This is a genomic window from Streptomyces sp. TSRI0107 (assembly GCF_001905845.1).
Classification (GTDB): Bacteria; Actinomycetota; Actinomycetes; order Streptomycetales; family Streptomycetaceae; genus Streptomyces.
Genome location: NZ_LIVZ01000012.1, coordinates 92,635 through 112,489 on the forward strand (window position 1 = coordinate 92,635; position 19,855 = coordinate 112,489).

General features: G+C 73.2%; 19 protein-coding genes. 5 read left to right on the forward strand and 14 right to left on the reverse strand.

The window, feature by feature from the left end; all coding sequences use genetic code 11:
* Positions 1 to 29: 29 nt before the first annotated feature.
* Genes AMK31_RS29630 through AMK31_RS29640 form a run of 3 tightly spaced genes read right to left on the reverse strand, consistent with a single transcriptional unit; the run spans position 30 to position 3,414 of the window.
* Positions 30 to 905 carry a geranyl diphosphate 2-C-methyltransferase gene (locus AMK31_RS29630; protein WP_073943761.1) on the reverse strand — a complete coding sequence of 292 codons (876 nt, stop codon included), beginning with the start codon at positions 903 to 905 and terminating at the stop codon, positions 30 to 32.
* A 32-nt stretch (positions 906 to 937) separates the two neighbouring features.
* Positions 938 to 1,993 (reverse strand): family 2 encapsulin nanocompartment cargo protein terpene cyclase, encoded by a 1,056-nt coding sequence (locus tag AMK31_RS29635; RefSeq protein ID WP_073943762.1) that lies wholly within the window; start codon positions 1,991 to 1,993, stop codon positions 938 to 940.
* A complete protein-coding gene (locus AMK31_RS29640; RefSeq protein ID WP_073943763.1) occupies positions 1,990 to 3,414 on the reverse strand; it encodes a family 2B encapsulin nanocompartment shell protein in 1,425 nt (474 codons plus the stop codon). Before AMK31_RS29640 ends, AMK31_RS29635 begins: the two co-directional genes overlap by 4 nt.
* Positions 3,415 to 3,739: 325 nt before the next feature.
* Between AMK31_RS29640 and AMK31_RS29645 the strand changes: the two genes are divergently transcribed.
* Together AMK31_RS29645 and AMK31_RS29650 are read left to right on the forward strand one after the other, a co-directional pair.
* Positions 3,740 to 4,549, forward strand: coding sequence for a VOC family protein (locus AMK31_RS29645; RefSeq protein ID WP_073943764.1), 810 nt, complete (start codon positions 3,740 to 3,742; stop codon positions 4,547 to 4,549).
* A gap of 48 nt (positions 4,550 to 4,597) precedes the next feature.
* Positions 4,598 to 5,284 carry a ribonuclease H family protein gene (locus tag AMK31_RS29650; RefSeq protein WP_241842753.1) on the forward strand — a complete coding sequence of 229 codons (687 nt, stop codon included), beginning with the start codon at positions 4,598 to 4,600 and terminating at the stop codon, positions 5,282 to 5,284.
* A gap of 12 nt (positions 5,285 to 5,296) precedes the next feature.
* On the opposite strand, the gene AMK31_RS29655 is transcribed toward AMK31_RS29650, so the two are convergent.
* The 4 genes from AMK31_RS29655 to AMK31_RS29670 all read right to left on the reverse strand — a co-directional run bounded on the left by AMK31_RS29655 (position 5,297) and on the right by AMK31_RS29670 (position 9,070).
* Positions 5,297 to 5,746: an SRPBCC family protein gene (locus AMK31_RS29655; protein ID WP_073943766.1), complete on the reverse strand. Its 450-nt coding sequence runs from the start codon at positions 5,744 to 5,746 to the stop codon at positions 5,297 to 5,299.
* A gap of 71 nt (positions 5,747 to 5,817) precedes the next feature.
* Positions 5,818 to 6,642, reverse strand: coding sequence for a tyrosinase MelC2 (melC2, locus tag AMK31_RS29660; protein ID WP_073943767.1), 825 nt, complete (start codon positions 6,640 to 6,642; stop codon positions 5,818 to 5,820).
* A gap of 31 nt (positions 6,643 to 6,673) precedes the next feature.
* The gene (gene melC1 / locus AMK31_RS29665; protein ID WP_073943768.1) at positions 6,674 to 7,051 is read right to left on the reverse strand and encodes an apotyrosinase chaperone MelC1; all 378 of its coding nucleotides are present in this window, start codon (positions 7,049 to 7,051) and stop codon (positions 6,674 to 6,676) included.
* A gap of 324 nt (positions 7,052 to 7,375) precedes the next feature.
* Positions 7,376 to 9,070 carry a cholesterol oxidase substrate-binding domain-containing protein gene (locus AMK31_RS29670; protein WP_073943769.1) on the reverse strand — a complete coding sequence of 565 codons (1,695 nt, stop codon included), beginning with the start codon at positions 9,068 to 9,070 and terminating at the stop codon, positions 7,376 to 7,378.
* A 136-nt stretch (positions 9,071 to 9,206) separates the two neighbouring features.
* Between AMK31_RS29670 and AMK31_RS29675 the strand changes: the two genes are divergently transcribed.
* Complete coding sequence (locus AMK31_RS29675) at positions 9,207 to 10,190, forward strand: aldo/keto reductase (protein ID WP_073943770.1); 984 nt, start codon at positions 9,207 to 9,209, stop codon at positions 10,188 to 10,190.
* A 182-nt stretch (positions 10,191 to 10,372) separates the two neighbouring features.
* Entirely contained in the window at positions 10,373 to 10,825 is a 453-nt protein-coding gene (locus AMK31_RS29680) for a DUF6328 family protein (RefSeq protein WP_241842763.1), read from the forward strand.
* Here the strand turns inward: AMK31_RS29680 and AMK31_RS29685 are convergent.
* From AMK31_RS29685 to AMK31_RS29695, 3 genes are all read right to left on the reverse strand, one after another.
* Positions 10,809 to 11,234: an SsgA family sporulation/cell division regulator gene (locus AMK31_RS29685; protein WP_073943772.1), complete on the reverse strand. Its 426-nt coding sequence runs from the start codon at positions 11,232 to 11,234 to the stop codon at positions 10,809 to 10,811. The genes AMK31_RS29680 and AMK31_RS29685 overlap by 17 nt on opposite strands.
* Positions 11,235 to 11,296: 62 nt before the next feature.
* Complete coding sequence (locus tag AMK31_RS29690) at positions 11,297 to 12,334, reverse strand: hypothetical protein (protein WP_073943773.1); 1,038 nt, start codon at positions 12,332 to 12,334, stop codon at positions 11,297 to 11,299.
* 72 nt (positions 12,335 to 12,406) lie between these two features.
* A complete protein-coding gene (locus AMK31_RS29695) occupies positions 12,407 to 13,378 on the reverse strand; it encodes an LLM class F420-dependent oxidoreductase (RefSeq protein ID WP_073943774.1) in 972 nt (323 codons plus the stop codon).
* Positions 13,379 to 13,476: 98 nt separating this feature from the next.
* On the opposite strand from AMK31_RS29695, the gene AMK31_RS29700 reads away from it, so the two are divergent.
* Positions 13,477 to 14,928 (forward strand): serine hydrolase domain-containing protein, encoded by a 1,452-nt coding sequence (locus AMK31_RS29700; protein ID WP_073943775.1) that lies wholly within the window; start codon positions 13,477 to 13,479, stop codon positions 14,926 to 14,928.
* Here AMK31_RS29700 and AMK31_RS29705 read toward each other — a convergent pair.
* From AMK31_RS29705 to AMK31_RS29720, 4 genes are all read right to left on the reverse strand, one after another.
* Positions 14,920 to 16,536, reverse strand: a complete 1,617-nt coding sequence (locus AMK31_RS29705) for a protein kinase domain-containing protein (RefSeq protein WP_073943776.1) — start codon at positions 16,534 to 16,536, stop codon at positions 14,920 to 14,922. The genes AMK31_RS29700 and AMK31_RS29705 overlap by 9 nt on opposite strands.
* Before the next feature lie 141 nt (positions 16,537 to 16,677).
* Positions 16,678 to 17,637: a threonine/serine dehydratase gene (locus tag AMK31_RS29710; protein ID WP_073943777.1), complete on the reverse strand. Its 960-nt coding sequence runs from the start codon at positions 17,635 to 17,637 to the stop codon at positions 16,678 to 16,680.
* A 106-nt stretch (positions 17,638 to 17,743) separates the two neighbouring features.
* Positions 17,744 to 18,421: an AIM24 family protein gene (locus AMK31_RS29715; RefSeq protein WP_073943778.1), complete on the reverse strand. Its 678-nt coding sequence runs from the start codon at positions 18,419 to 18,421 to the stop codon at positions 17,744 to 17,746.
* Between the two features lie 79 nt (positions 18,422 to 18,500).
* Positions 18,501 to 19,814 carry a CAP domain-containing protein gene (locus tag AMK31_RS29720; RefSeq protein ID WP_073943779.1) on the reverse strand — a complete coding sequence of 438 codons (1,314 nt, stop codon included), beginning with the start codon at positions 19,812 to 19,814 and terminating at the stop codon, positions 18,501 to 18,503.
* Between the last annotated feature and the right edge of the window lie 41 nt (positions 19,815 to 19,855).

Sequence of the window (19,855 nt, forward strand, 5' to 3'; positions counted from 1 at the left end):
ACAGCCCGGCGGCGGGGGGAAGACCCGCGTCAGACGCGGTCGGCCGCGATCAGCAGGTACTGGAAACTGCCGTTGCGGTAGGCGGTCAGGAAGGTGTCCTCGATGCCGGTGACCAGATGGTCGGCCTCCTTGCGCAGCTCCCAGTACGGGATGGCGGCCTCGGTGAGGTCCTCGACGTGCACGGGGACGAGCCGGTTGCGGGCGAGGGCGCGGAAGTACGCCGAGCGCGGATGGATGTCGCAGATGTAGTGCGCGTTGATCAGCGACACCTCCCGCGAGGCCTGGCCGTAGGTGTCGTTGTAGCAGCCGGTGATCACCACGTAGCGGCCGCCGCGGCGCAGCAGCCGGGCGTGCTCGGCGAACAGCAGGTCCAGCTCGACGTACATCGTGGACTCGTTGTTCCACGAGGCCGCGAACGCGCCCGACGGGAAGCCGGTGTCGAGCATGTTGCGGTGGTGGTAGCGCACCTTGTCGTCGATGCCCCGCTTGCGGGCCTGCGCGCCGGCGAACTCGGCCTGCTTGGCTGAGATGGTGACGCCGTCGGCGTGGCAGCCGTACCGCAGATGCGCGACCACGCTGCCACCGCCGCGCCCGCAGCCGGCGTCGAAGACCCGGTCGGTGGGGGAGAGGGGGCCGAGATGGGCGGCGAGGAGTTCGGCCTGGGCGTGCTCCAGCCGGTGCAGTTCGGCCGTCACCCGGGCACGGCGCCGGTCCGGGTCGGGCTCGTCGAGCACCGAGCGGTCGGCCTGGCCGACGCCGTAGTGATGGTGGTAGAGGTCGTCGATCTTGCCGAGTTCCAGGTTGACCGGGTTCTCCTCGGCGTTCCAGTACTCCGCGACGCGGTTCTGGTACGTGGACTGGGTCGGCACCGCCGTCGTGGTGCGGGTGTGGGGCGCGATGGTCAACGGTGACTCCTCAGGGCGCGGTCGTGCGGGTGTTACCAGTAGTCGGGCAGGTGGTAGCGGTGGGTGTTGGTGGCGTGCCACTCGTGGTTGCCGGACACCCAGGCCGCGAGCCCGGCCAGATAGCGGGCCAGCAGCGGGTTGCCGGCGGAGAGCGCGGCGGACTCCTCCTCGAAGGCGTCCATGATCCGGTTGTGGATCTCGACCGCCTCCAGATAGGCGGCCTTCAGCCCGCACCGCTCGTTGCGGGCGATGACCTGCGGCAGGTTCAGATGGTCCGGGTCGTTGGCCAGCTCCTTGGTGAAGGAGTACAGGTCGTTGACGAGGGTGGTGGCGTTGCAGGCGAGCGCGGTCACCCGCTGGACCTCGGGGCGGGCGTACAGCGCCTCGGGCAGTTCGTAGCCGTCCACGGCGTCCACGATCGACAGACAGGGACGGAAGTTGTTGAACTGCCGCATCACCAGGTACTCCCACACTCGCGGCACATACCGGGTCTCCGCCCAGGCGGCCTCCCCGAGATAGCCGAGGTGCAGCCGGGCGACGTCGTGCACGAACCGGGACACCTGGCTGGGCGTGGCGAACGCGGCGTAGTCCTTCAGGGCCCAGTGGTACGAGCGGAGCGAACCGTCGGCCTCCATGCCGTGCCGCCACCGCGCCTCCAGCTCCGGGGTGCCGTGATACGGGTCGAGCGCCGACTGGGCCAGCACCAGCCGCCCGCCGAGGCCGCGCGGGGAGCCGCCCCGGTCCTCGCAGTAGCAGTCGTCCACGATGTTCTCGGCGAGCAGCAGCTTCCCGGCCGCGGTGAGGCGGTCCAGGTCGAGCGCCCCGGGATGCTGGAGCGCCACCGCCCGCCCGAACTGGAACCCGGTGAAGTCCCCCGTCCACTCCGGCGGGAACAGCTCCAGCTCCCGGGCCCAGGCCTCCAGCCTGCGGTCCACCTCCGCCGCCTTCTCGGGGTCGGCGGGCACGGCGGGCCGGTGGCGCAGTCCCGGGATCGCCCCGGTCCGCCGGGCCCGCAGGGTCGCGGCCAGGCTGGGCGGGCCGGGCGGCCGGAACGGGGAGGGGCCGGTCACGGGCGGCGATCCGCTCATTCCGGCATCCGCCCGATCTGCACGTTCTCCAGGATGCCCGCGGCGTCGGGCACCAGGATGGCGAGCGAGTAGTAGGCGGTCACCAGGTAGCTCATGATCGCGGTGCTGTCGATGCCCATGAACCGCACGTTCAGACCGGGCTGGTACTCCTCCGGGATGCCCGTCTGGTACAGCCCGATCACGCCCTGGTCGGCCTCGCCGGTGCGCAGCGCGATGATGCTGCTGGTGTGCCGCTCACTGACCGGGATCTTGCCGCACGGGAAGATCGGCACACCCCGCCAGGCGGGCACCTCGTGCCCGTCGACGTTCACCGTGCCGGGCACCAGACCGCGCCGGTTGCACTGCCGGAAGAACGCAGCGATCGCCTTGGGGTGGGCGAGGAACAGGCGGGTCTTGCGGCGCATCGACAGCAGCTCGTCCATGTCGTCCGGGGTCGGCGGCCCGGAGAAGGTGCTGATCCGCTGCCCGTAGTCGGCGCTGTGCAGCAGTCCGAACTCCCGGTTGTTGACCAGTTCCCACTCCTGGCGTTCGCGGATCTCCTCGATGGTGAGCCGCAGCTGCTGCTCGGTCTGGTTCATCGGGTCGTTGTAGAGGTCGGCGACCCGGGTGTGCACCCGCAGCACGGTCTGGGTGAGCGACAACTCGTACTCGCGCGGGGTGAGTTCGTAGTCGACGAAGCCGCCCGGCAGCACGGGTTCGCCGACGTGGCCGGCCTGCACCGGGACGTCGGCCTCGCCCTTGCGGTTCATCGGCCTGCTCTGCCGCTCGGCGTAGGCCGACAGATGCGCGGCGAGGGAGGGGGCGCGGTCCGCGAACTCCTCCAGGGTGTCCCAGGGCAGCGCGAGCACGGTGCCCGCGGTGTCGGCGCGCACCGAGCTGAGCCAGAGCGGGTCGTCCCGGCCGACGGCCTCGTCGCCCAGCCCCTCGCCGTCGGTGACGACGTCGATGACCTCCTCCCCGCCGTACTTGCCGGTCGTGTAGCGGGTGAACCGGCCGTGCGCGACGAGATAGGCCTCGGTGACCGGCTGCCCGGCCTCGAACAGGACCTCGCCGGCCCGGACCTCGCGCACCTGGAAGCGGGTGGCGATCCCCCTGAGGACCTCGGTGTCGGAGTAGCCGCGCAGGACCGGCAGTTCGGTCAGCGTCTCCGGGATGACCCGGACGTCGTCGGCGCCGTTCTGCTCGAACTGCACCCGCCCCCGGCCGAGGCGCAGCTGCAGACGCCGGTTGACCCGGTAGGCGCCGCCCTTGACGTCCACCCACGGCAGCGTCTTCAGCAGCCACCGCGAGGTGATGGCCTGCATCTGCGGTTCGGACTTGGTGGTCGTCGTGAGCTGGCGGGCGGCCAGGGTGCTGAGGCTGGTGGGTTCGGGGACGGGCTCGTCGGTGGCGGGACCGGTGGCGCTGTCGGGCGTGGACACATTCCCTCCTGGGATGCACAGGCGTGAGCGGAACGGCCGGAGGTGGCACGCGGTCGTGCGCGGGATCAAGCCAAACAGCGGCCGCCGGTGACGGGTACGGCGTGAAGGGGTCGGCTTGCGCACCCCGGAGGCGCAAACCCCCGGTTGAGGCGGCCTGCTTCTCGGGAGGTGTGGCGCGAGGCGTGTGTACGGCTCGTGCCCTGGGCGCACACGGCGCACGGCAGCCCCCTGGGGCTCACGGGTGTGTCCGGCGCGCGGGGCCGCCCCCTGATGGCTAGCGTGAAAGACCGGACCATCCACCGAGAACCGGAAGAGGGCCGCGATCATGGCCGTGAAACCTGAGGGCCACCCCTGCTGGGCCGACGCGATGTTCACCGACCTCGAAGGGGCCAAGAGCTTCTACGGCGAGGTCCTCGGCTGGACCTTCGGCGAGTCGTCGTCGGAGCACGGCAACTATACGGAGGCCTACCGCGACGGCAAGGCGGTCGCCGCGATCGTCCCGCCGACGCCGGGGCAGGAGGGGCAGGACGAGCAGTCGCAGTGGTGTCTGTATCTCGCCTCTCCCGACGCCGCCGCGACCGCCGCCAAGATCCGCGACAACGGCGGCGAGCTGCTGATGGAGCCGATGACCGTGGGCGACTACGGCACCATGTGCCTGGCCCGTGACCCCTCAGGCGTGGTCTTCGGCGTGTGGCAGGCCGGCAGCCACGAGGGCTTCCAGGCGCCCATGGACCAGCCGGGCGCGTTCTGCTGGGCGGAGGTCTTCACCCGCGAGCCGGAGAAGTCCGACGCGTTCTTCCCGGCGGTGTTCCCGTACACGGCCCGGCAGATGGAGGACGACGGCGTCGACTTCCGGATCTTCAACGTGGGCGACGCCCCGGTGCTGGGCCGGATGCGGATGACCGACGACTTCCCGCCCGAGGTGCCGCCGTACATCAACGTCTACTTCAGCGTCGCCGACTGCGACGAGGCCGTCGCCAAGGCCACCAAGCTCGGCGCCGTCCTCCGGTTCGGGCCGATGAGCAGCCCCTTCGGGCGGTTCGCCGCGCTCACCGACCCGCAGGGCGCGAACTTCTCGGTGATCGACACCCAGACCACCGAGGGCGACATGCCGGAGCTCACCGACGTCTCCTGAGGACTCCCGGGACCGGCGTCCCGGCCCGTCCATGGCATCATCGGGCACATGCGTGAACGAGTGGTGGCCGCGTGCGACGGGGCTTCGAAGGGAAACCCCGGACCGGCCGGCTGGGCCTGGGTCGTCGCCGACGAGACGGAGACGCCGGACCGATGGGAGGCGGGCCCGCTGGGCCGGGCCACCAACAACGTCGCGGAGCTGACCGCCCTGGAGCGGCTGCTGGCGGCCACCGACCCGGCCGTGCCGCTGGAGATCCGGATGGACTCGCAGTACGCGATGAAGGCCGTCACCACCTGGCTGCCCGGCTGGAAGCGCAACGGCTGGAAGACCTCCGCCGGGAAGCCGGTCGCCAACCAGGACCTGGTCGTCCGGATCGACGAACTGCTGGACGGCCGCTCGGTCGAGTTCCGCTACGTCCCCGCCCACCAGGTCGACGGCGACCCGCTCAACGACTTCGCCGACCGCGCCGCCAGCCAGGCCGCCTCCGTCCAGCAGCCGGCCGGCAGCGGCCTGGGCTCCCCGGAGCCGCCGTCGGCCCCGGACGCCCCGCCCGCCAAGGCGCCGGGCCGCCGCTCCCCGGCGGCCCGGAAGAAGAGCGGCGGCTCCTCGCGCACGATCAAGGCGAAGTTCCCCGGCCGCTGCCTGTGCGGCCGTTCCTACGCGGCCGGTGAGCCCATCGCGAAGAACGCGCAGGGCTGGGGCCACCCGGAGTGCCGCACCGCGGCCGCCGGGTGAGGCGCGGCACGCTCACACCACGCCGCGCCAGCCGCCGCTCTCCTGGCCGCGCTCCTCGATGAACCGCTTGAAGCGCTCCAGGTCGCCCTTGGTCTGCCGCTTCACGAAGCCCAGCTTGTCACCGACGGTCTCGGCGACGCCGTCCGGATGGAACTCCATCTGCAGCATCACCTTGGTGTGGTCGTCGTCGAGGCGGTGGAAGGTCACCACGCCGGCCTGCCGGGCGTCCCCGGCGACGGTCGTCCAGGCGACCCGCTCGTCCGGGAGCTGCTCGGTGATCTCCGCGTCGAACTCCCGCCGGACCCCGTCGACCTTGGTCACCCAGTGGGTGAGCGTGTCGGTGCGCTGCTCGATGCGCTCCACCCCGCTCATGAACTCGGGGAAGGTCTCGAACTGGGTCCACTGGTTGTAGGCGGTGTGCACGGGGACGGCGACCTCGATGGATTCCTCGACCTGCGACATGCGCGCATCACTCCTTCGTCGTTCGTCGGACAGGTCCGGCGCGAGTACCCGTGACCTCGGCGGCGATGCCCTCAGTCGGTGTCGAAGGTGTAGTGGGCGGTGTGGTCGAGCAGGTCGGCGGGGGCGGTGTCGTTCCACGGCTTCATCTTCTCGCCGAGGTCGACCACGTTCGGCGTGCCCGCGGCGGGCAGGTAGCCGGAGTCCGGGTGGCGTCGCTGCCACTCGGCCCACAGCTTGTCGACGTAGGCGTGGTGCAGCCAGAACACCGGGTCGTTGGGGGACATCCCGGTGGCCATCTGCCCGCCGACCCAGACGTGCACCCGGTTGTGCAGGTTGACGCCGCGCCACCCTTCCAGGTGGTTGCGGAAGCCGTCCGAGCCGCTGTTCCAGGGCGCCATGTCGTACGTCGGGATGGCCAGCACCGACTCCACCTCGGCCCGGGTCGGCAGTTCCCGCACCGAGGTGGCGAGCGAACGCCGCAGGTAGGTCCGTCCGTCGACGCGGACGTTGATCGACCAGTTGCCGGCGGACGCGGCGAACGGCCCGTCCATCACCCGGCCGTCCGTGCTGCGCCCGGTGCCGCCGAGGAAGTCCGGCGCCCACAGCGAGGCCCGCACGGTGCGGTCGGTGGACCAGTCCCAGTACGGCAGCGCCACGGAGGCGTCCACGGACTGCAGGGCCCGTTCGAACTCCAGCAGGTATCTGCGGTGCCAGGGCAGGAAGGACGGCGAACGGTGGCCGGTGCGCTCGCCGTTGTCGGTGTCGGAGACTATGAACTGGTTGTGCGTGGTGACGAAGTCGTCGTAGCGGCCGCTGCGCTTGAGCTCCAGGACGGCGGCGACGAAGCGCCGCTTCTCGTCGGCGGTCAGCGTCGCCTGGTTCTTCCGGACGGTCATCTTGCGTGCTCCAAAGGGCTTGCGGGGTGGTTCAGTTGGCGGGGAACGGCAGCAGGCGGGCGCCCTGGAGCTCGTCGACCGCGGCGCGTGCGGCGGCCCGCGGGGTGGGCACCGGGTCGTAGTGGCTGACGACGCTGATCCAGCTGCCGTCGGCGTTGCGCATCACGTGCAGTTCCACCCCGTCGATGAACACGGCGTAGCCGCCGCCGTGGTGCTGATGGCCCCCGCCGGCCGGCCTGCCCTGTATCCGGCGGCCCTTGTAGACCTCGTCGAAGGACTGCGGGGCGCCGTGGTCGCCGTGGTCGGCGGCGATCGCCTGGGGTGCGGCGCCGAGCGCCGTGGCGCCGCCGGCGGCGGCGGTGAGGGCGGCCGCGGCGGTGAGCGCGCGGCGACGGCTGAGTTCCGGCATACGGACCTCCGGGGTGCGTGTGGTTGACGACCCCGTATGCCTATCGGCCCGGTCACAAGCGGGAGAAATCCGCCGAGAGGGGTTGGCTCCGATCCGGACAATTGCCTACATGTCGTGCAGTATTGAACAAAGATGATCTTGCCGTGAGAGTGCCCCGCGTGACCCCGGAACGGGTAATTCCTTGCCGTGGCCGCCGGGTGATCCGTGATCTTTCGCGCGGGCGCGCGCCACCCGTGGCCTGGCTCACGCCGGGAAAGTGGCGTGAAACGGCGTAGCCGCCGGACGGCAAGGTCGCCCGCGCGCCGGCCTCGCGCGGCTGAGCCCTCAGGGCAGCAGCCGGTCGAGGAAGGCGTTGCCGAACACGTGGTGCGGGTCGAGCCGGTCGAGGATCCCGGCCGCCCGCGTCCACGCCCCGTCCCCGAACGAGGCGGGCACGGCCCGCTCCACGACCTCCGGATCGCTCCACGCGGCCCGCCCGGTGTAGCCCCAGCCCTTGGACCACTCCACCCGGGCCAGCCCGGTGCCGCCGCCGTCGTACGTGCCCAGCACGTACCGCTCCAGCTCCCGCAGGAACTCCTCCGCGGACGGGGTTCCCGGCAGGGTCAGCACGTTCAGCCACACCGCCGTGTCCCACTCGGGCCGCCCCGCCACCGGCCGCAGCGCCGACAGCAGCGGGGCGCGGGCGCCGTCCACGCCGGCGTCGGCCGGATCGTCCAGACCGGTCACCCGGATCTCCACCGAGCCGTTGACCGGGAAGCGGCCGCGGGCGGCGTACGCCGTCAGCAGCCCGCGGTAGTACGCCGTGAACCCGGCGACGACCTCCTGCACCCGGGCCCGCTCGGTGACGACCGCGTAGCCGTCGGTGTGCACCCGCAGGGTGGTGGGCCGCAGATACAGCAGCGTGTTCTTCGACGGCCCCCAGATGTCCGCCGACCCGGTCGCCGCCAGCCCCAGCACGGCCGCCTCGTACTGGGCTACGCCGAGCGCCGGCGCCAGATACCAGGCCGCCCCCGCGACCAGCCGCCCCACTAGATCGGCCACCGGCGTCGGAAGGCTGTCGGAGAACGGGTAGTTGTACGGCCCGGTAACCTCCCGCGACCCGGCCGGGCGGGTCGGCGCCACGCTCCACACCTTCAGCCACGGATGCTCGGTGAAGGCGAACCAGATCGCCTCCGCCCGCCCCGACCGGTCCAGGAAGCTCGCCAGCGTCCGCCCGCCCCGGCCGGGCGCCGCGAACAGCTCCCCGGCCGGGATGTCCGTCCGGCTGACACAGCGCAGCCGGGTGTCGGCGCCGACCCGCAGCACCACCTCGGTGACGAAGCCGCGGCCCAGGTGGGCGAGGAGCGCCGCGCAGTCCGCCTCGTCCCGCCGGAACGTACGCAGCCGGTACGCCCCGCCGGCCTCGTCCCACACGACCGCCGTCAGCGACAGCACGAGGTTGCTGAGCGAGCCGAAGGTGTGCCCGTCACGGCGCGCCTCGCCGTCGGCCGGTACGGCGGTGCCGTGCGCGTCGATCGCGAGGGCTCCGCCGAGGGTCAGCACCCCGGGCGCCGGGGCCGCGGTGAGGCCGAGCCCGTGCTCCTCCAGGAACGTGAGCAGCGCCTCCAGCGTGACGCCCGTCCCGGCGCGGACCGAGGAAGGAGACTCCAGGGCCAGGCCGGTGAGGTGCGGAGCGGTGTCGACGAGCAGGACGGGGGCGTCGGGAGGCGTCCCCTCCGGGATCGTCAGCGGCGACCAGCCGTGCGAGGCACCCCGGGCGCGGACCCGCCGGCCCGCGCGCCAGGCCCAGTTGACGACCTCGGCCACCTGCTCCGCCCGGGCCGGGGCGCACGCCCACAGCCCCGTGGCGGTGATCTCGCCCGTCCAGTTGCGGTATCCGGTGCGGTACAGGGGCACTTCCGCCGGGAAACCCGGCAACTCCTCGGCGGCGGCCGCCGGATCGGCGACGGCCAGGGCGGGGGCGGCGGCCAGTGCGGCCGTGGTGCGCAGGAAGCCGCGCCGGCTCCAGGGATCGGTCACGCGCTCACGCTAGGGGCCGCTCGCCCGGCGCCCGGTGACCGCTCGCCACGCATCACACGTGTGGGTGACAGAACCGCGGAACCGGGACCGGAGGCGTCGGCTCCGGGCAGGGACGGGCGGGTGACAGACTGACGCCATGGAAGAGCGTGTATTCGACAGATGGGGTCAGCGGGCGTCCGTCATCGGCCTGGGGACCTGGCAGCTCGGCGCCGACTGGGGCGACGTCGACGACAAGGAAGCCCTCACGGTGCTGGAGGCTGCGGCCGAGTCGGGGGTGACCTTCTTCGACACCGCCGACGTGTACGGCGACGGCCGCAGCGAACAGACCATCGCCGCGTTCCTGAGCGGCCGTCCCGATCTGCACGTCCTCGTCGCGACCAAGATGGGCCGCCGCGTCGACCAGATCCCCGAGAACTACGTACTCGACAACTTCCGCGCCTGGAACGACCGGTCCCGGCGCAACCTCGGCGTCGACCGGATCGACCTGGTGCAGCTGCACTGCCCGCCGACCCCCGTCTACTCCTCGGACGAGGTGTTCGACGCCCTGGACACCCTCGTGGCGGAGGAGCGCGTCGCGGCCTACGGCGTCAGCGTGGAGACCTGCGAGGAGGCACTGACCGCGATCGCCCGGCCCGGCGTGGCCAGTGTGCAGATCATCCTCAACCCGTTCCGCATGAAACCGCTGCGCCAGGTCCTCCCGGCCGCGCGCGAGGCCGGCGTGGGCGTCATCGCCCGGGTGCCGCTCGCCTCCGGCCTGCTGTCCGGCAAGTACACCAAGGACACGGTCTTCCCCGAGAACGACCACCGCACCTACAACCGGCACGGCGAGTCCTTCGACCAGGGGGAGACCTTCTCCGGCGTCGACTTCGCCACCGGCGTCGAGGCCGCCGCCGAGTTCGCCGCGCTCGCCCCCGAGGGATACACCCCCGCCCAGCTCGCCCTGCGCTGGATCGCCCAGCAGCCCGGCGTGACCACGGTGATCCCCGGCGCCCGCTCGCCGGAGCAGGCCCGCGCCAACACGGCCGCCGCACACCTGCCGCCGCTCCCCGACGCCACCCTCGACGCGATCCGGGACCTGTACGACCGGCGGATCAAGGACCAGGTCGAGGGCCGCTGGTAGGACGCCGGCAGCCGTCGCCGCACCGAAACCCCTCGGCGGGGACACTTCTGCCGCCGAGGGGGAACCCGGAGGGGAAGGACAGTGGATCGTTCCCAAGGGGAGGCGGAGTCGTGACGGCCGGCGAAGACAGCGCGAAGAGGGCCAGAGGGCGCAACGAGACGGAGGAGGAGAGAGCCGACCGGATGTGGGTCGAGCTCATCCAGGAAGTGCGCGTGGCCCAGATGGGCGTCCAGATCCTGTTCGGTTTCCTGCTCACCGTCGTCTTCACCCCGGTGTACCGCGAACTGCCCGACACCGACCGCACCATCTACATCGTCACGGTCGTCCTCGGGGCCGCCGCGACCGGCGCCCTGATCGGACCGGTCTCCCTGCACCGGCTGGTCTCCGGCCGGCGGATCAAGCCGCAGGCGGTCAGCTGGGCCTCCCGGATGACCATCGTCGGCCTGATCCTGCTGCTGGCCACCACGACCGCCTCGCTGCTGCTGATACTGCGGGTGGCGACCCACGACGACTTCGTCCCGTGGCTGGTCACCGGTGTCCTGCTGTGGTACCTGCTGTGCTGGTTCGGGATACCCCTGTGGACCCGGCACCGGTACACCAGCCGCGGGGAGCCGCCGCTCAGCCCTCGGCGATGACCTCGGCCAGGAAGTCGTCCACCCGGATCCGCTCCCGGCCGGGCGCCACCACGGCGTGACTGTCACGCAGGAAGGCCGCGACCGCCGGGGCCCAGGCGAACACCGTCGCGTGATGGTGCCCGCCGTCGGCCCGGGGGTCGCCGAAGAAGTCCAGCCGCAGCTCCTCCCAGCGGTCCGTCGACGCCGGACGCATCCGGACGTCACCCACCCCGACCGGCCGGCACAGCCCGTCGGCCAGCATCTCGCGGTCCAGCCGCCACCGGGCGAGCACCCGGCCGTCGTGGCTGAACACCATGGTCACGGCGAACGGGTCCTCGGCGTCGTACCTCAGGTGGGCGAGAACCGGGAAACGGTCCGAGGTGCCGGCCTGGAGCTGCATGACCAGGGTCCTGTGCACGAAGCTGTTCACCAGAAGGCCTCCGGGGAGAACGGACGTAAAGCCTTCCAGTACCCCCGTTCCGCACAAGATGCTCAGCTCTCCGGGTGATTCTCCCGCGCCCCGCGCAGCGCCGTGAGGCAGCCGCCGATGGCCCGCTGCAGTTCCTCCAGCCGCTGGACCATGTCGTCCTCGTAGAAGTCCCGGGCGTCGTCGAAGGTCAGTTCCTCGAACGCCTTCGTGGCCTTCTGCAGACTGCTGTAGAACTTCGTCCGCCGCTCCCGCACGCGCAGCTCGGGGTCGGCCTCCACGGTCTCGACGACGAGGGACCGCAGGGTGTCGTAGGCCTCGGTGGCCCACTCGCCGGCGTCCTCGTCCTCCTCCAGCTCGTCGATCAGCGACAGATGCCGCTCGGCCTCCCGGCGCAGCTCGGCGGGCGCGTCGACGGTCTGCCCGGCCGGGGTGCGGATCACTCCGGACTCGGCGATCTGCCGGACGTAGCCGATGCGGTCGGCCGACCGGCTCTCGGTGGCCACGGCCTTCTTCAGGTCGTCGGTGCGGACCACGTCCCGGGCCAGCTCCGCCTGGAGCTCGGGGTCCTCCCGCACCCGGTCGAGCAGGGCCCGGCGGGCCGCCCGGGCGGTGGACGGGTCGGCGAGGATCGCGGCGCGCAGCGCGGTGGGGTTCTCGGCGACCTCGAGCGCCTTGGTCGGGCGGATGCCCTCGGCCTCGGCGGCCTCGGCGATGGCGGTGCCGCGCTCGGAGGCGGCGCTGGAACGGGCGACGTAGTAGCTCAGCCACACGTCGGCGTCCGGCAGCTCGACCTCCTGGCCCGGCGTGAGCGCCTCGAAGTGCGGCACGAGGCCGTCGTCGGCGGCCCGGTCCCAGGCCCGGTAGTAGCGCATGACCCGTTCCGGGGAGCAGCCGGCCAGCTCCGCGAACTCCTTCGCGGACACCTTCGGCGTGCCCTCCGCGGCCTGCCCGCCGGGCCGCACGCTGCGCGCCACCTTCAGCCCGAAGGCCCATCCGCCGGTACGCGCGTAGGCGCCGAACTCACGCGCGTCCCGCGCGACGAGCTCGGACCCGTCGGCGGACACGGTGGGGGACTCGACCGGGGCGATCGCTGGGCTCAACGGTGACTCTCCTGGGCGGGGCGCGGACTGCGAAAACGACAAACCGGAATCCTATCCGCACCCCCGGCCCGCTCAGTCCAGCGCGTCGTGCAGCGCCGGCAGCAGCGTCTTCCCCGACCAGTCCAGGAACTCGGGCTGCGACTCCCCGCCGATCTGCACCAGCGCGATCTCGGTGAAACCGGCCTCCGCGTAAGGCCGTACGGCCTCGACGAAGGCGTCCGGGTCGTCGCCGCACGGGATCGACGCGGCCACGTCGTCCGGCGTGACGAACTGCGTCGCCGACTCGAAGGAGTCGGGGTGCGGCAGCTCGGAGTTGACCTTCCAGCCGTTGCCGAACCAGCGGAACTGGGCGTGCGCCCGCTTGATGGCCGCGTCCCGGTCGGTGTCGTAGCAGACCGGCAGCTGGCCCACGCGCGGCTTGCCCGTGCCGCCGTGCCGGTCGAAGGCCTCCAGCAGTCCCGGCTTGGGCTCGGTGGCGATGACCAGGTCGGCCAGGCGGCCGGCCAGCTCGCAGGAGCGGTCGCCGGAGACGGCGATGCCGATCGGCGGCGGCTCGTCCGGCAGATCCCACAGCCGGGCCGACTCCACGTCGAAGTGGGTGCCGCGACGGCTGACGTGCCCGCCCTCGAACAGTGCCCGGATGATCTCGACGGCCTCCTCCAGCATCTCGTGCCGCACCTCCACCGGAGGCCAGCCGCCGCCCACCACATGCTCGTTGAGGTTCTCGCCCGACCCCAGACCGAGCCGGAACCGGCCCTCCGACAGCAGCTGCATCGTCGCCGCCTTCTGCGCCACCACCGCCGGGTGGTAGCGGAAGGTCGGGCAGGTCACGTACGTCATGAGCGGGATGCGGGAGGTCGCCTGCGCCGCCGCGCCCAGCACGCTCCACGCGTACGGGGAGTGGCCCTGCGCGCGCAGCCACGGGAAGTAGTGGTCCGAGGTCACCGAGAAGTCGAAGCCGACCTCCTCGGCCCGTGCCACATGGTCGACGAGGTCACGAGGGCCGGCCTGCTCGGTCATCATCGTGTATCCGATTTGCGCCATAACGGGCGAGTCCCCGGCTCGGAGCGGTGAAAACGGCGCCCCTGCGACCTGCGTGAAACCCCTCGCTACCCGGGTGATCACCGGGGCAGGATGACCGTATGAAGGTGCGACCCCTCCCCAGCAGCCCGCCCGCCGCCCAGGGCGTGGACGCCTCCGGTGTCCTCGCCCTCCTCGACGCGCTGGACGCCGCCCCCGAGATCGAGCCGCACAGCCTGATGATCCTGCGGCACGGACATGTCGTGACCGCCGGCTGGTGGGCGCCGTACACCCCGGACCGCCCCCAGCTGCTGTACTCGCTGAGCAAGAGCTTCACGGGGACGGCCGCCGCGTTCGCCACCGCCGAGGGACTGCTCGACCTCGACGCTCCGGTGATCTCGTACTTCCCGGAGTCCGACGCCGACGTCACCGACCCGCGCAGCCGGGCGATGCTGGTCCGGCACGTGGCGACGATGTCCAGCGGCCATCTCGCCGAGACCCTCGACGCGGCCCGCGCCCTCGACCGCGCCGACCTGGTACGCGGCTTCCTGCTGCTGCCCCCGGACCGCGACCCCGGCACCGTCTTCGCCTACAACCAGCCCACCACCTACACCCTCGCGGCGATCGTCCAGCGCGTCACCGGACAGTCGCTCACCGACTACCTGCGGCCGCGGCTGCTGGACCCGCTCGGCATCGGGGAGGTGTCCTGGGCGCGCGACCGCACCGGTCGCGAGATCGGTTTCAGCGGACTGCACGCCACGACCGACGCCGTCGCCCGGCTCGGCGAGCTGTATCTGCGCGACGGCGTCTGGCAGGGCGAGCGGCTGCTGCCCGAGGGCTGGGTCGCCGACGCCGCCCGCGCCCACATCCCGACCGCCGGCGGCATGGGCGACACCGAGCGCGAGGACTGGGACCAGGGCTACGGACTGCAGTTCTGGATGTCCCGGCACGGCTACCGCGGCGACGGCGCGTACGGCCAGTTCTGCCTGGTCCTGCCCGAGCACGACACGGTGATCGTGACGACCGCCGCGACCGAGCGGATGCAGGAGCTGCTGAACCTGGTCTGGGAGCATCTGCTGCCCGCCCTCCACCCCGGACCGCTGACCGGTCGCGAGGACGCCGAGGCCGCCCTGCGCGAGCGGCTGGCCGGGCTGGCGCTGCCCCCGGTCCCGGGCCGGGCCGCCCCTCCCGGGCGGGCCGACGACTGGGCCGCCGCCCCGTTCGTCCCGGCCGGCGGTGTCTGCGCGGACCAGCCGGGACTGTCGGCGGTCGCGGTCGGCGACGGCCCGGACGGCTGGACGGCTACCCTCACCGAGGACGGGCACGACCTCGTGCTGCCCCTCCACGGCCCGGACGGCTGGACCGCCGTCGACGAGCCCGTCCCCGCCGCGGTGAGCGGCGGCTGGACGGACGCCGGGACGCTGACGCTGGACGTGGTGTTCACGGAGACCCCGCACCACCTGCTGATCACCTGTTCCCTCCCGGACCGCGCCTTCACGGCCCGCTGGCACACCCAGCCGCTGCACTCCGGCCCGCTGCGCAACCGGCGCGCCCCGCGCCCGCGGTCAGCCTGACGGCGCCCGGAAGGTACGCAGGACGGTGTCCAGGGCCCGCCGGTTCGCGGGCTCGTCGAAGACGGCGGCCGGGGTCGTCCAGCGCAGCGAGTAGCCCTGGCCGCCGCCGAGCAGGAAACCCCGCCCGAGGGTGCGCGACTGCGTTCCGTCGACGGCGGTGACCCACTCCATGTCGGCGGCCGCGCGGCCCTGGTACGTGGTGGCCCGGATCTCCCCGAGCCGGCGGTATCCGCCCGCGTCCCGCAGCCCCGGCTCCACGTCGTCCCGCCACACGGCGACCGGGTCCGGCCCCAGCCGCTCGCTGTAGGTCACCGCGAGCTCCCGCTCGTCGCCCTCCGCGCCGAGGATGACGCGGTACGCCAGACCGGAGTCGCGGGTGGTGCGCAGCGGACGCCAGCCCTCGGGGAGGGCGACGGAGAAACCTTCCGGGGACGTGTACGTGCGGAAGCCGCGGGGGAGGCCGGAGGGGTCCGGCGTGGACGTGCGCGTCGGATCGGGCGGTGCCGGCGCGGTCCGGCCCGGTTCCGTCGCGGTCGGGCCGGTGTCCGGGGAACCGTCGGCGCCGGTGGCGGGACCGCCCGGCGCGGGGGACCGGGAGGGGGCGTCCGAGGCGGCGGTGGAGTCGCCGCCCGCCGGCAGGCTCGTCGTGGCGAGGACGGCCACGGCGATGGTGACCACCGCGAGCGCGGTCCCGACGGCCAGGGCACGGCCGCTCCAGCCCGGCGCCGCATGGCAGACGGCGGTGTAGGCGCGGCGCAGCCGGGGCGGCGGCGCGGCCGGCCGGGCGTCGGCGGTGTCCTCGTGCAGTACCCGGGTGAGCGCCTCGCGGACCACCGGGCGCGTCAGCCGCTCCCGGGAGTCCTTGCGCAGCAGCCCCTGAACCACCCGGCCGAGCGGCCCGGCCCGCATCGGGGTGCGCAGCGGCAGCCGGTCCACGCCCCGCAGGGTCACCTCCGGCCGGTCCCGGTCACGGAACGGGGGGCGTCCCTCCACCAGGGTGTACAGGATGGCGCCCAGCGCCCACAGGTCCGCCGCCGGGCCGATCCGCTCGTCCCGGGCCTGCTCGGGGGAGGCGTACGACGGTGCCGTCAGCCGTGGCGCGAGGGTCGTCCCGGCCAGGCCGAAACCGGCGACCACGACCGGGCCCCGCTCCGGCACGACGACCTGGCCGGGGCTCAGCTCGCCGTGCGTGATGCCCGCGCCGTGCGCCGCCTCCAGGACGTCCAGCAGCTCCAGCCCGATCCGCGCCGCCCGCACGTAGTGCACGGGGCCGCGCTCGGTGAGGAGTTCGCCGAGCGGGGTGCCTCCGACCCAGTCGGTGACGGTCCACAGCACGCCCGCCTCCACGACCGCGTCGAGCACCGGGGCCACCTGGCCGGGGCACAGCCGCTCGACCGTCTCGGAGGTGCGCACCACCCGGCCGACGAGCCGCCGCGTGCCCTCCTCGCCCGCGCCCTCCGGCAGCCGGATCTCCGTCACCAGGCAGGGACGCCCGGCCTCGACGTCCTCCCCGTACCAGCAGACGCGGTTCGTCTCACGGTGGACGACGTCGAGGAGCCGGTATCTCCCCGCGACCGCCTCGTGTGCGCCGACGTACGCCTCGCCCATGTCATCCCTCGCTGACCGCCCGGTTCTCACCCTTTCCCAGTGGTACGAGGGCCGCGACGGCGGGCGTTCAACACGCGGGCGCGTATTCCGCGCTCCGGGCTATTTTTGACGTTGCGTCAGTGCCGGCCGGTGCCGGGCACGTCAGCTCAGTCCGAACCGCTCCGCCCAGGACCGCGGGTCACCGGTCGGCGCGTTGCCCCCGCACACCACCAGCCCGAGCCGCGCCTCGTCCCCGACCCGCTCCAGGACTCGCCGGGCCGCGGGCAGCAGACAGCCGGCGGCCGGCTCCGTCCACAGCTTGGCGTGCTCGGCGAGCTCCTGGCAGCCCCGCACGGCCTCCCGGTCGGGCACCACCAGCACCTCGTCGACCAGCGCGGACACATGCTCGTACGTCAGCGGGGACACCGACGGGGCGCTGAGCGTGGACACGATCGACGACAGCTCCACGGGCACCGGACCGCCGGCCGCGAGCGCCGCGGACATCGCCTCGGCGCCCTCGGTCTCCACGCCCCAGATCCGCACCGCCGGGCGACGGGCGCGCAGCGCCGCCGCCACTCCGGCGATCAGCCCGCCCCCGCCGATGCTGACCAGCACGTCGGTCAGCTCGCCCGCGTCCTCGGCGAACTCCAAACCCACGGTTCCCTGTCCGGCGATGACCAACGGATCGTCGAACGGGTGCACAAGGGTCAGCCCCTCGTCGCGCAGCACCTCAACGAGGCGGAACGCCTCGGCCATCCCGTCGGTCAGCCGCACCGACGCACCGGCCTCCCGGGCGATGTCGACCGACCGCGCGGGCGCCGAGCGCGGCATGACGACCGTCGCCTTCACGTCCAGGGCGGCGGCCATGACCGCGAGCGCGATGCCGTGGTTGCCGCCGCTGACCGCGACCACCCCGGCCGCCCGCTCGGCCTCGCTCAGCGACAGCAGCCTCGCCGTCGCCCCGCGGGCCTTGAACGAACCGGTGCGCTGGAGGAGTTCCAGCTTGGTGGTGACCGGGACGCCGAGCAGCGCCGACAGACCGGGGCTCGACACGGTGGGGGTACGGACGACATGGCCGGCGATCCGCCCGGCGGCGGCTTCGATGTCCGAGATGCCGATCAAGGAACTCACTCATCCTTCCGGCGCGGCGGTCCGGTGATCCGCGCCGCGTCGACCCTCACCCGCCGGGAGGCCGGTGGTCAACACGATCCCGCCGGGGACGCCCCGCTCAGTGCTGCTGCGGCCGGCCGGCGGTCGCCTCACTGGGCCGCACCACCACGTGGCCCTCACCCTCCAGCTTCAGCTGGACCGCCTCCCCGGAACCGCCGCGCAGCATCGAACCGATGGTCTGGGACCGGTGCAGGGAGGTCGCGAGGCCCGCGGTCCAGCCGACGACCGCGTCGGTGTCGACGTGGACGGGAAGCCGGGGCGTCACGGGGATCACCAGGGGATTGCCCTCGCAGACCAGCCCCAGCCGGCCCTGGCCGGTGAAGACGCTGTTGAACAGGCCGCCGCCCGCGATGCCCGCGCCCTTCACGGTGGCGATGCGGTAGGCGAGGGTGGCGTCGAAGCACAGGACGTTGCGGCCGTTCACGGTGAACTCGTCACCGGGGCCGACCTCGACGACGAAACAGTTCTGCGCCTCGTGCGCGAACCACGCCTCGCCCCGCCCGCGCACCGTCATCAGCGGCAGTCCCTCGCCGGTGACCGCGCGCTTGAGCATGCCGCCGACCCCCTGGCCCTTGCGTTCGAAGGCGAGGTCGCCGCGGTAGGCGATCATCGCGCCCTGACGGGCCAGCATCTCGCCGTCGACGGTGTACCGGACGCACTTGGCGTTCTCGACGGTCATGCCCGGCCCGGAGGCGGGCCGCACCATGTGCTCGCTGGAAAAGAGGTCACCCTTCATGCGGGCATCCTGGGCCGGAGGAGGACCCTCCGCCAAGCCTGCTCGTCGGGGTCCAGCGCCTTCGGCCACCTCAGCCACCTCAGCCACCGAACACCTGCGTCCAGTACGTCCCCGAGCGCCCGCCGCCCGCGAAGCCGACGCCGATGTGCGTGAATTCGCGCCTGAGGATGTTGGCGCGGTGCCCGGGGCTGTTCATCCAGCCGGTCACCACCTCGGCGGGGGAGCGCTGGCCGCAGGCGATGTTCTCGCCGATCGAACGCCGGTCGGCGCCGGCCGCGGCGGCCCGGTCCCAGGGGCGGCTGCCGTCGGGCGAGGTGTGGGAGTAGAAGTCCCGGGCCACCATGTCCGCGCTGTGCGCCTGCGCCGCCGCGGTCAGCGCGGGGTCCCCGGCCAGGGGGCGCAGGCCGGCACGGGCGCGCTCCCGGTTGGTGAGGCCGACGACCTCGGCGGTGGTCCGCGCCAGATCGCCGGGGGTGAGCGGGCGCGCCCACAGCGCCGTCCAGTAGACGTCGCCCGACCGGCCGCCGCGCGCCGAACCGACGGCGGCGTGGCTGAACGCGGGGTCGTGGAGGGTGCGGCGGGGGCCGTCGTTGCGCAGGCAGTACGCGACGAAGTCGGCGGGCGTGCGGGGCCCGGAGACCAGGTGCTCGCCGACCGTGACATACACGTATCCGGCGGCCGTGACGCGCCGGTAGAGGGAGACGCCGTCCCGGCCCTCCGTCCCGAGCCGTCCGGCCGCCGCCATCGCCGCCGCGTGCTCGCGGGCCGCGCCGGCCAGCCGGCCGTCCAGGGCGACCGGCGGGGAACCAGCCCGCGCACGGGCGGAGTTGACCAGGCCGAGGAAACCGTCGTCGTCCGGCTCGGCGGCCGGCCGGGGAGGGACGACCGCCGCCGGCACTCGCGCGGGCGGCGCGTCGTCGACCACGTCCACCCCGAAGTCACGGACCAGCCCGGCGAGCCCGTCCGCGTACCCCTGCCCGAGGGCGCGCAGCTTCCAGCCCGGCCCGCGCCGGTAGACCTCGGCGAGCAGCAGCACCGTCTCCCGGTCCGGACGCGCCGGGGTGAAACGGGCCAGCTGACGGCCGCCGGTGTCCGTGACCCGCAGGGCCGGGGCGGGCAGGCGGCCCAGGTCGGTGCCCGGCTCGGCGGGGCTGACGACGACGGTGACCCGGGTCGCTCCGGCGCGCAGCCGCGGCGGGTCCAGGGTGAGCGTGTCGCCGCGCAGCCGGGCGCCCGGCGCCGACGGCTGGTTGTAGAAGACGAAGTCGCCGTCGCCGCCGACCCTGCCGCCGTCGTCGGTGATCAGCGCGGAGACGTCGAACGGCCCGGGCACCCGCAGGGTCAGCGGGCCGCCCGGCAGGGGCAGATTGCCACCGGGGACCAACTCGCTCATGGCGCCGCCCTGCTGTCAAAGGGTTCTCGGACCGGACAACG

What these genes read in the sequence shown, in the direction of transcription:
- melC2 (WP_073943767.1), bottom strand. Translation starts at nt 6,642, where the DNA reads ATGACCGTCCGGAAGAACCAGGCGACGCTGACCGCCGACGAGAAGCGG.
- AMK31_RS29720 (WP_073943779.1), bottom strand. Translation starts at nt 19,814, where the DNA reads ATGAGCGAGTTGGTCCCCGGTGGCAATCTGCCCCTGCCGGGCGGCCCG.
- AMK31_RS29715 (WP_073943778.1), bottom strand. Translation starts at nt 18,421, where the DNA reads ATGAAGGGTGACCTCTTTTCCAGCGAGCACATGGTGCGGCCCGCCTCC.
- AMK31_RS29700 (WP_073943775.1), top strand. Translation starts at nt 13,477, where the DNA reads ATGAAGGTGCGACCCCTCCCCAGCAGCCCGCCCGCCGCCCAGGGCGTG.
- AMK31_RS29680 (WP_241842763.1), top strand. Translation starts at nt 10,373, where the DNA reads ATGTGGGTCGAGCTCATCCAGGAAGTGCGCGTGGCCCAGATGGGCGTC.
- AMK31_RS29650 (WP_241842753.1), top strand. Translation starts at nt 4,598, where the DNA reads ATGCGTGAACGAGTGGTGGCCGCGTGCGACGGGGCTTCGAAGGGAAAC.
- AMK31_RS29695 (WP_073943774.1), bottom strand. Translation starts at nt 13,378, where the DNA reads ATGGCGCAAATCGGATACACGATGATGACCGAGCAGGCCGGCCCTCGT.
- AMK31_RS29635 (WP_073943762.1), bottom strand. Translation starts at nt 1,993, where the DNA reads ATGAGCGGATCGCCGCCCGTGACCGGCCCCTCCCCGTTCCGGCCGCCC.
- AMK31_RS29655 (WP_073943766.1), bottom strand. Translation starts at nt 5,746, where the DNA reads ATGTCGCAGGTCGAGGAATCCATCGAGGTCGCCGTCCCCGTGCACACC.
- AMK31_RS29705 (WP_073943776.1), bottom strand. Translation starts at nt 16,536, where the DNA reads ATGGGCGAGGCGTACGTCGGCGCACACGAGGCGGTCGCGGGGAGATAC.
- AMK31_RS29675 (WP_073943770.1), top strand. Translation starts at nt 9,207, where the DNA reads ATGGAAGAGCGTGTATTCGACAGATGGGGTCAGCGGGCGTCCGTCATC.
- melC1 (WP_073943768.1), bottom strand. Translation starts at nt 7,051, where the DNA reads ATGCCGGAACTCAGCCGTCGCCGCGCGCTCACCGCCGCGGCCGCCCTC.
- AMK31_RS29645 (WP_073943764.1), top strand. Translation starts at nt 3,740, where the DNA reads ATGGCCGTGAAACCTGAGGGCCACCCCTGCTGGGCCGACGCGATGTTC.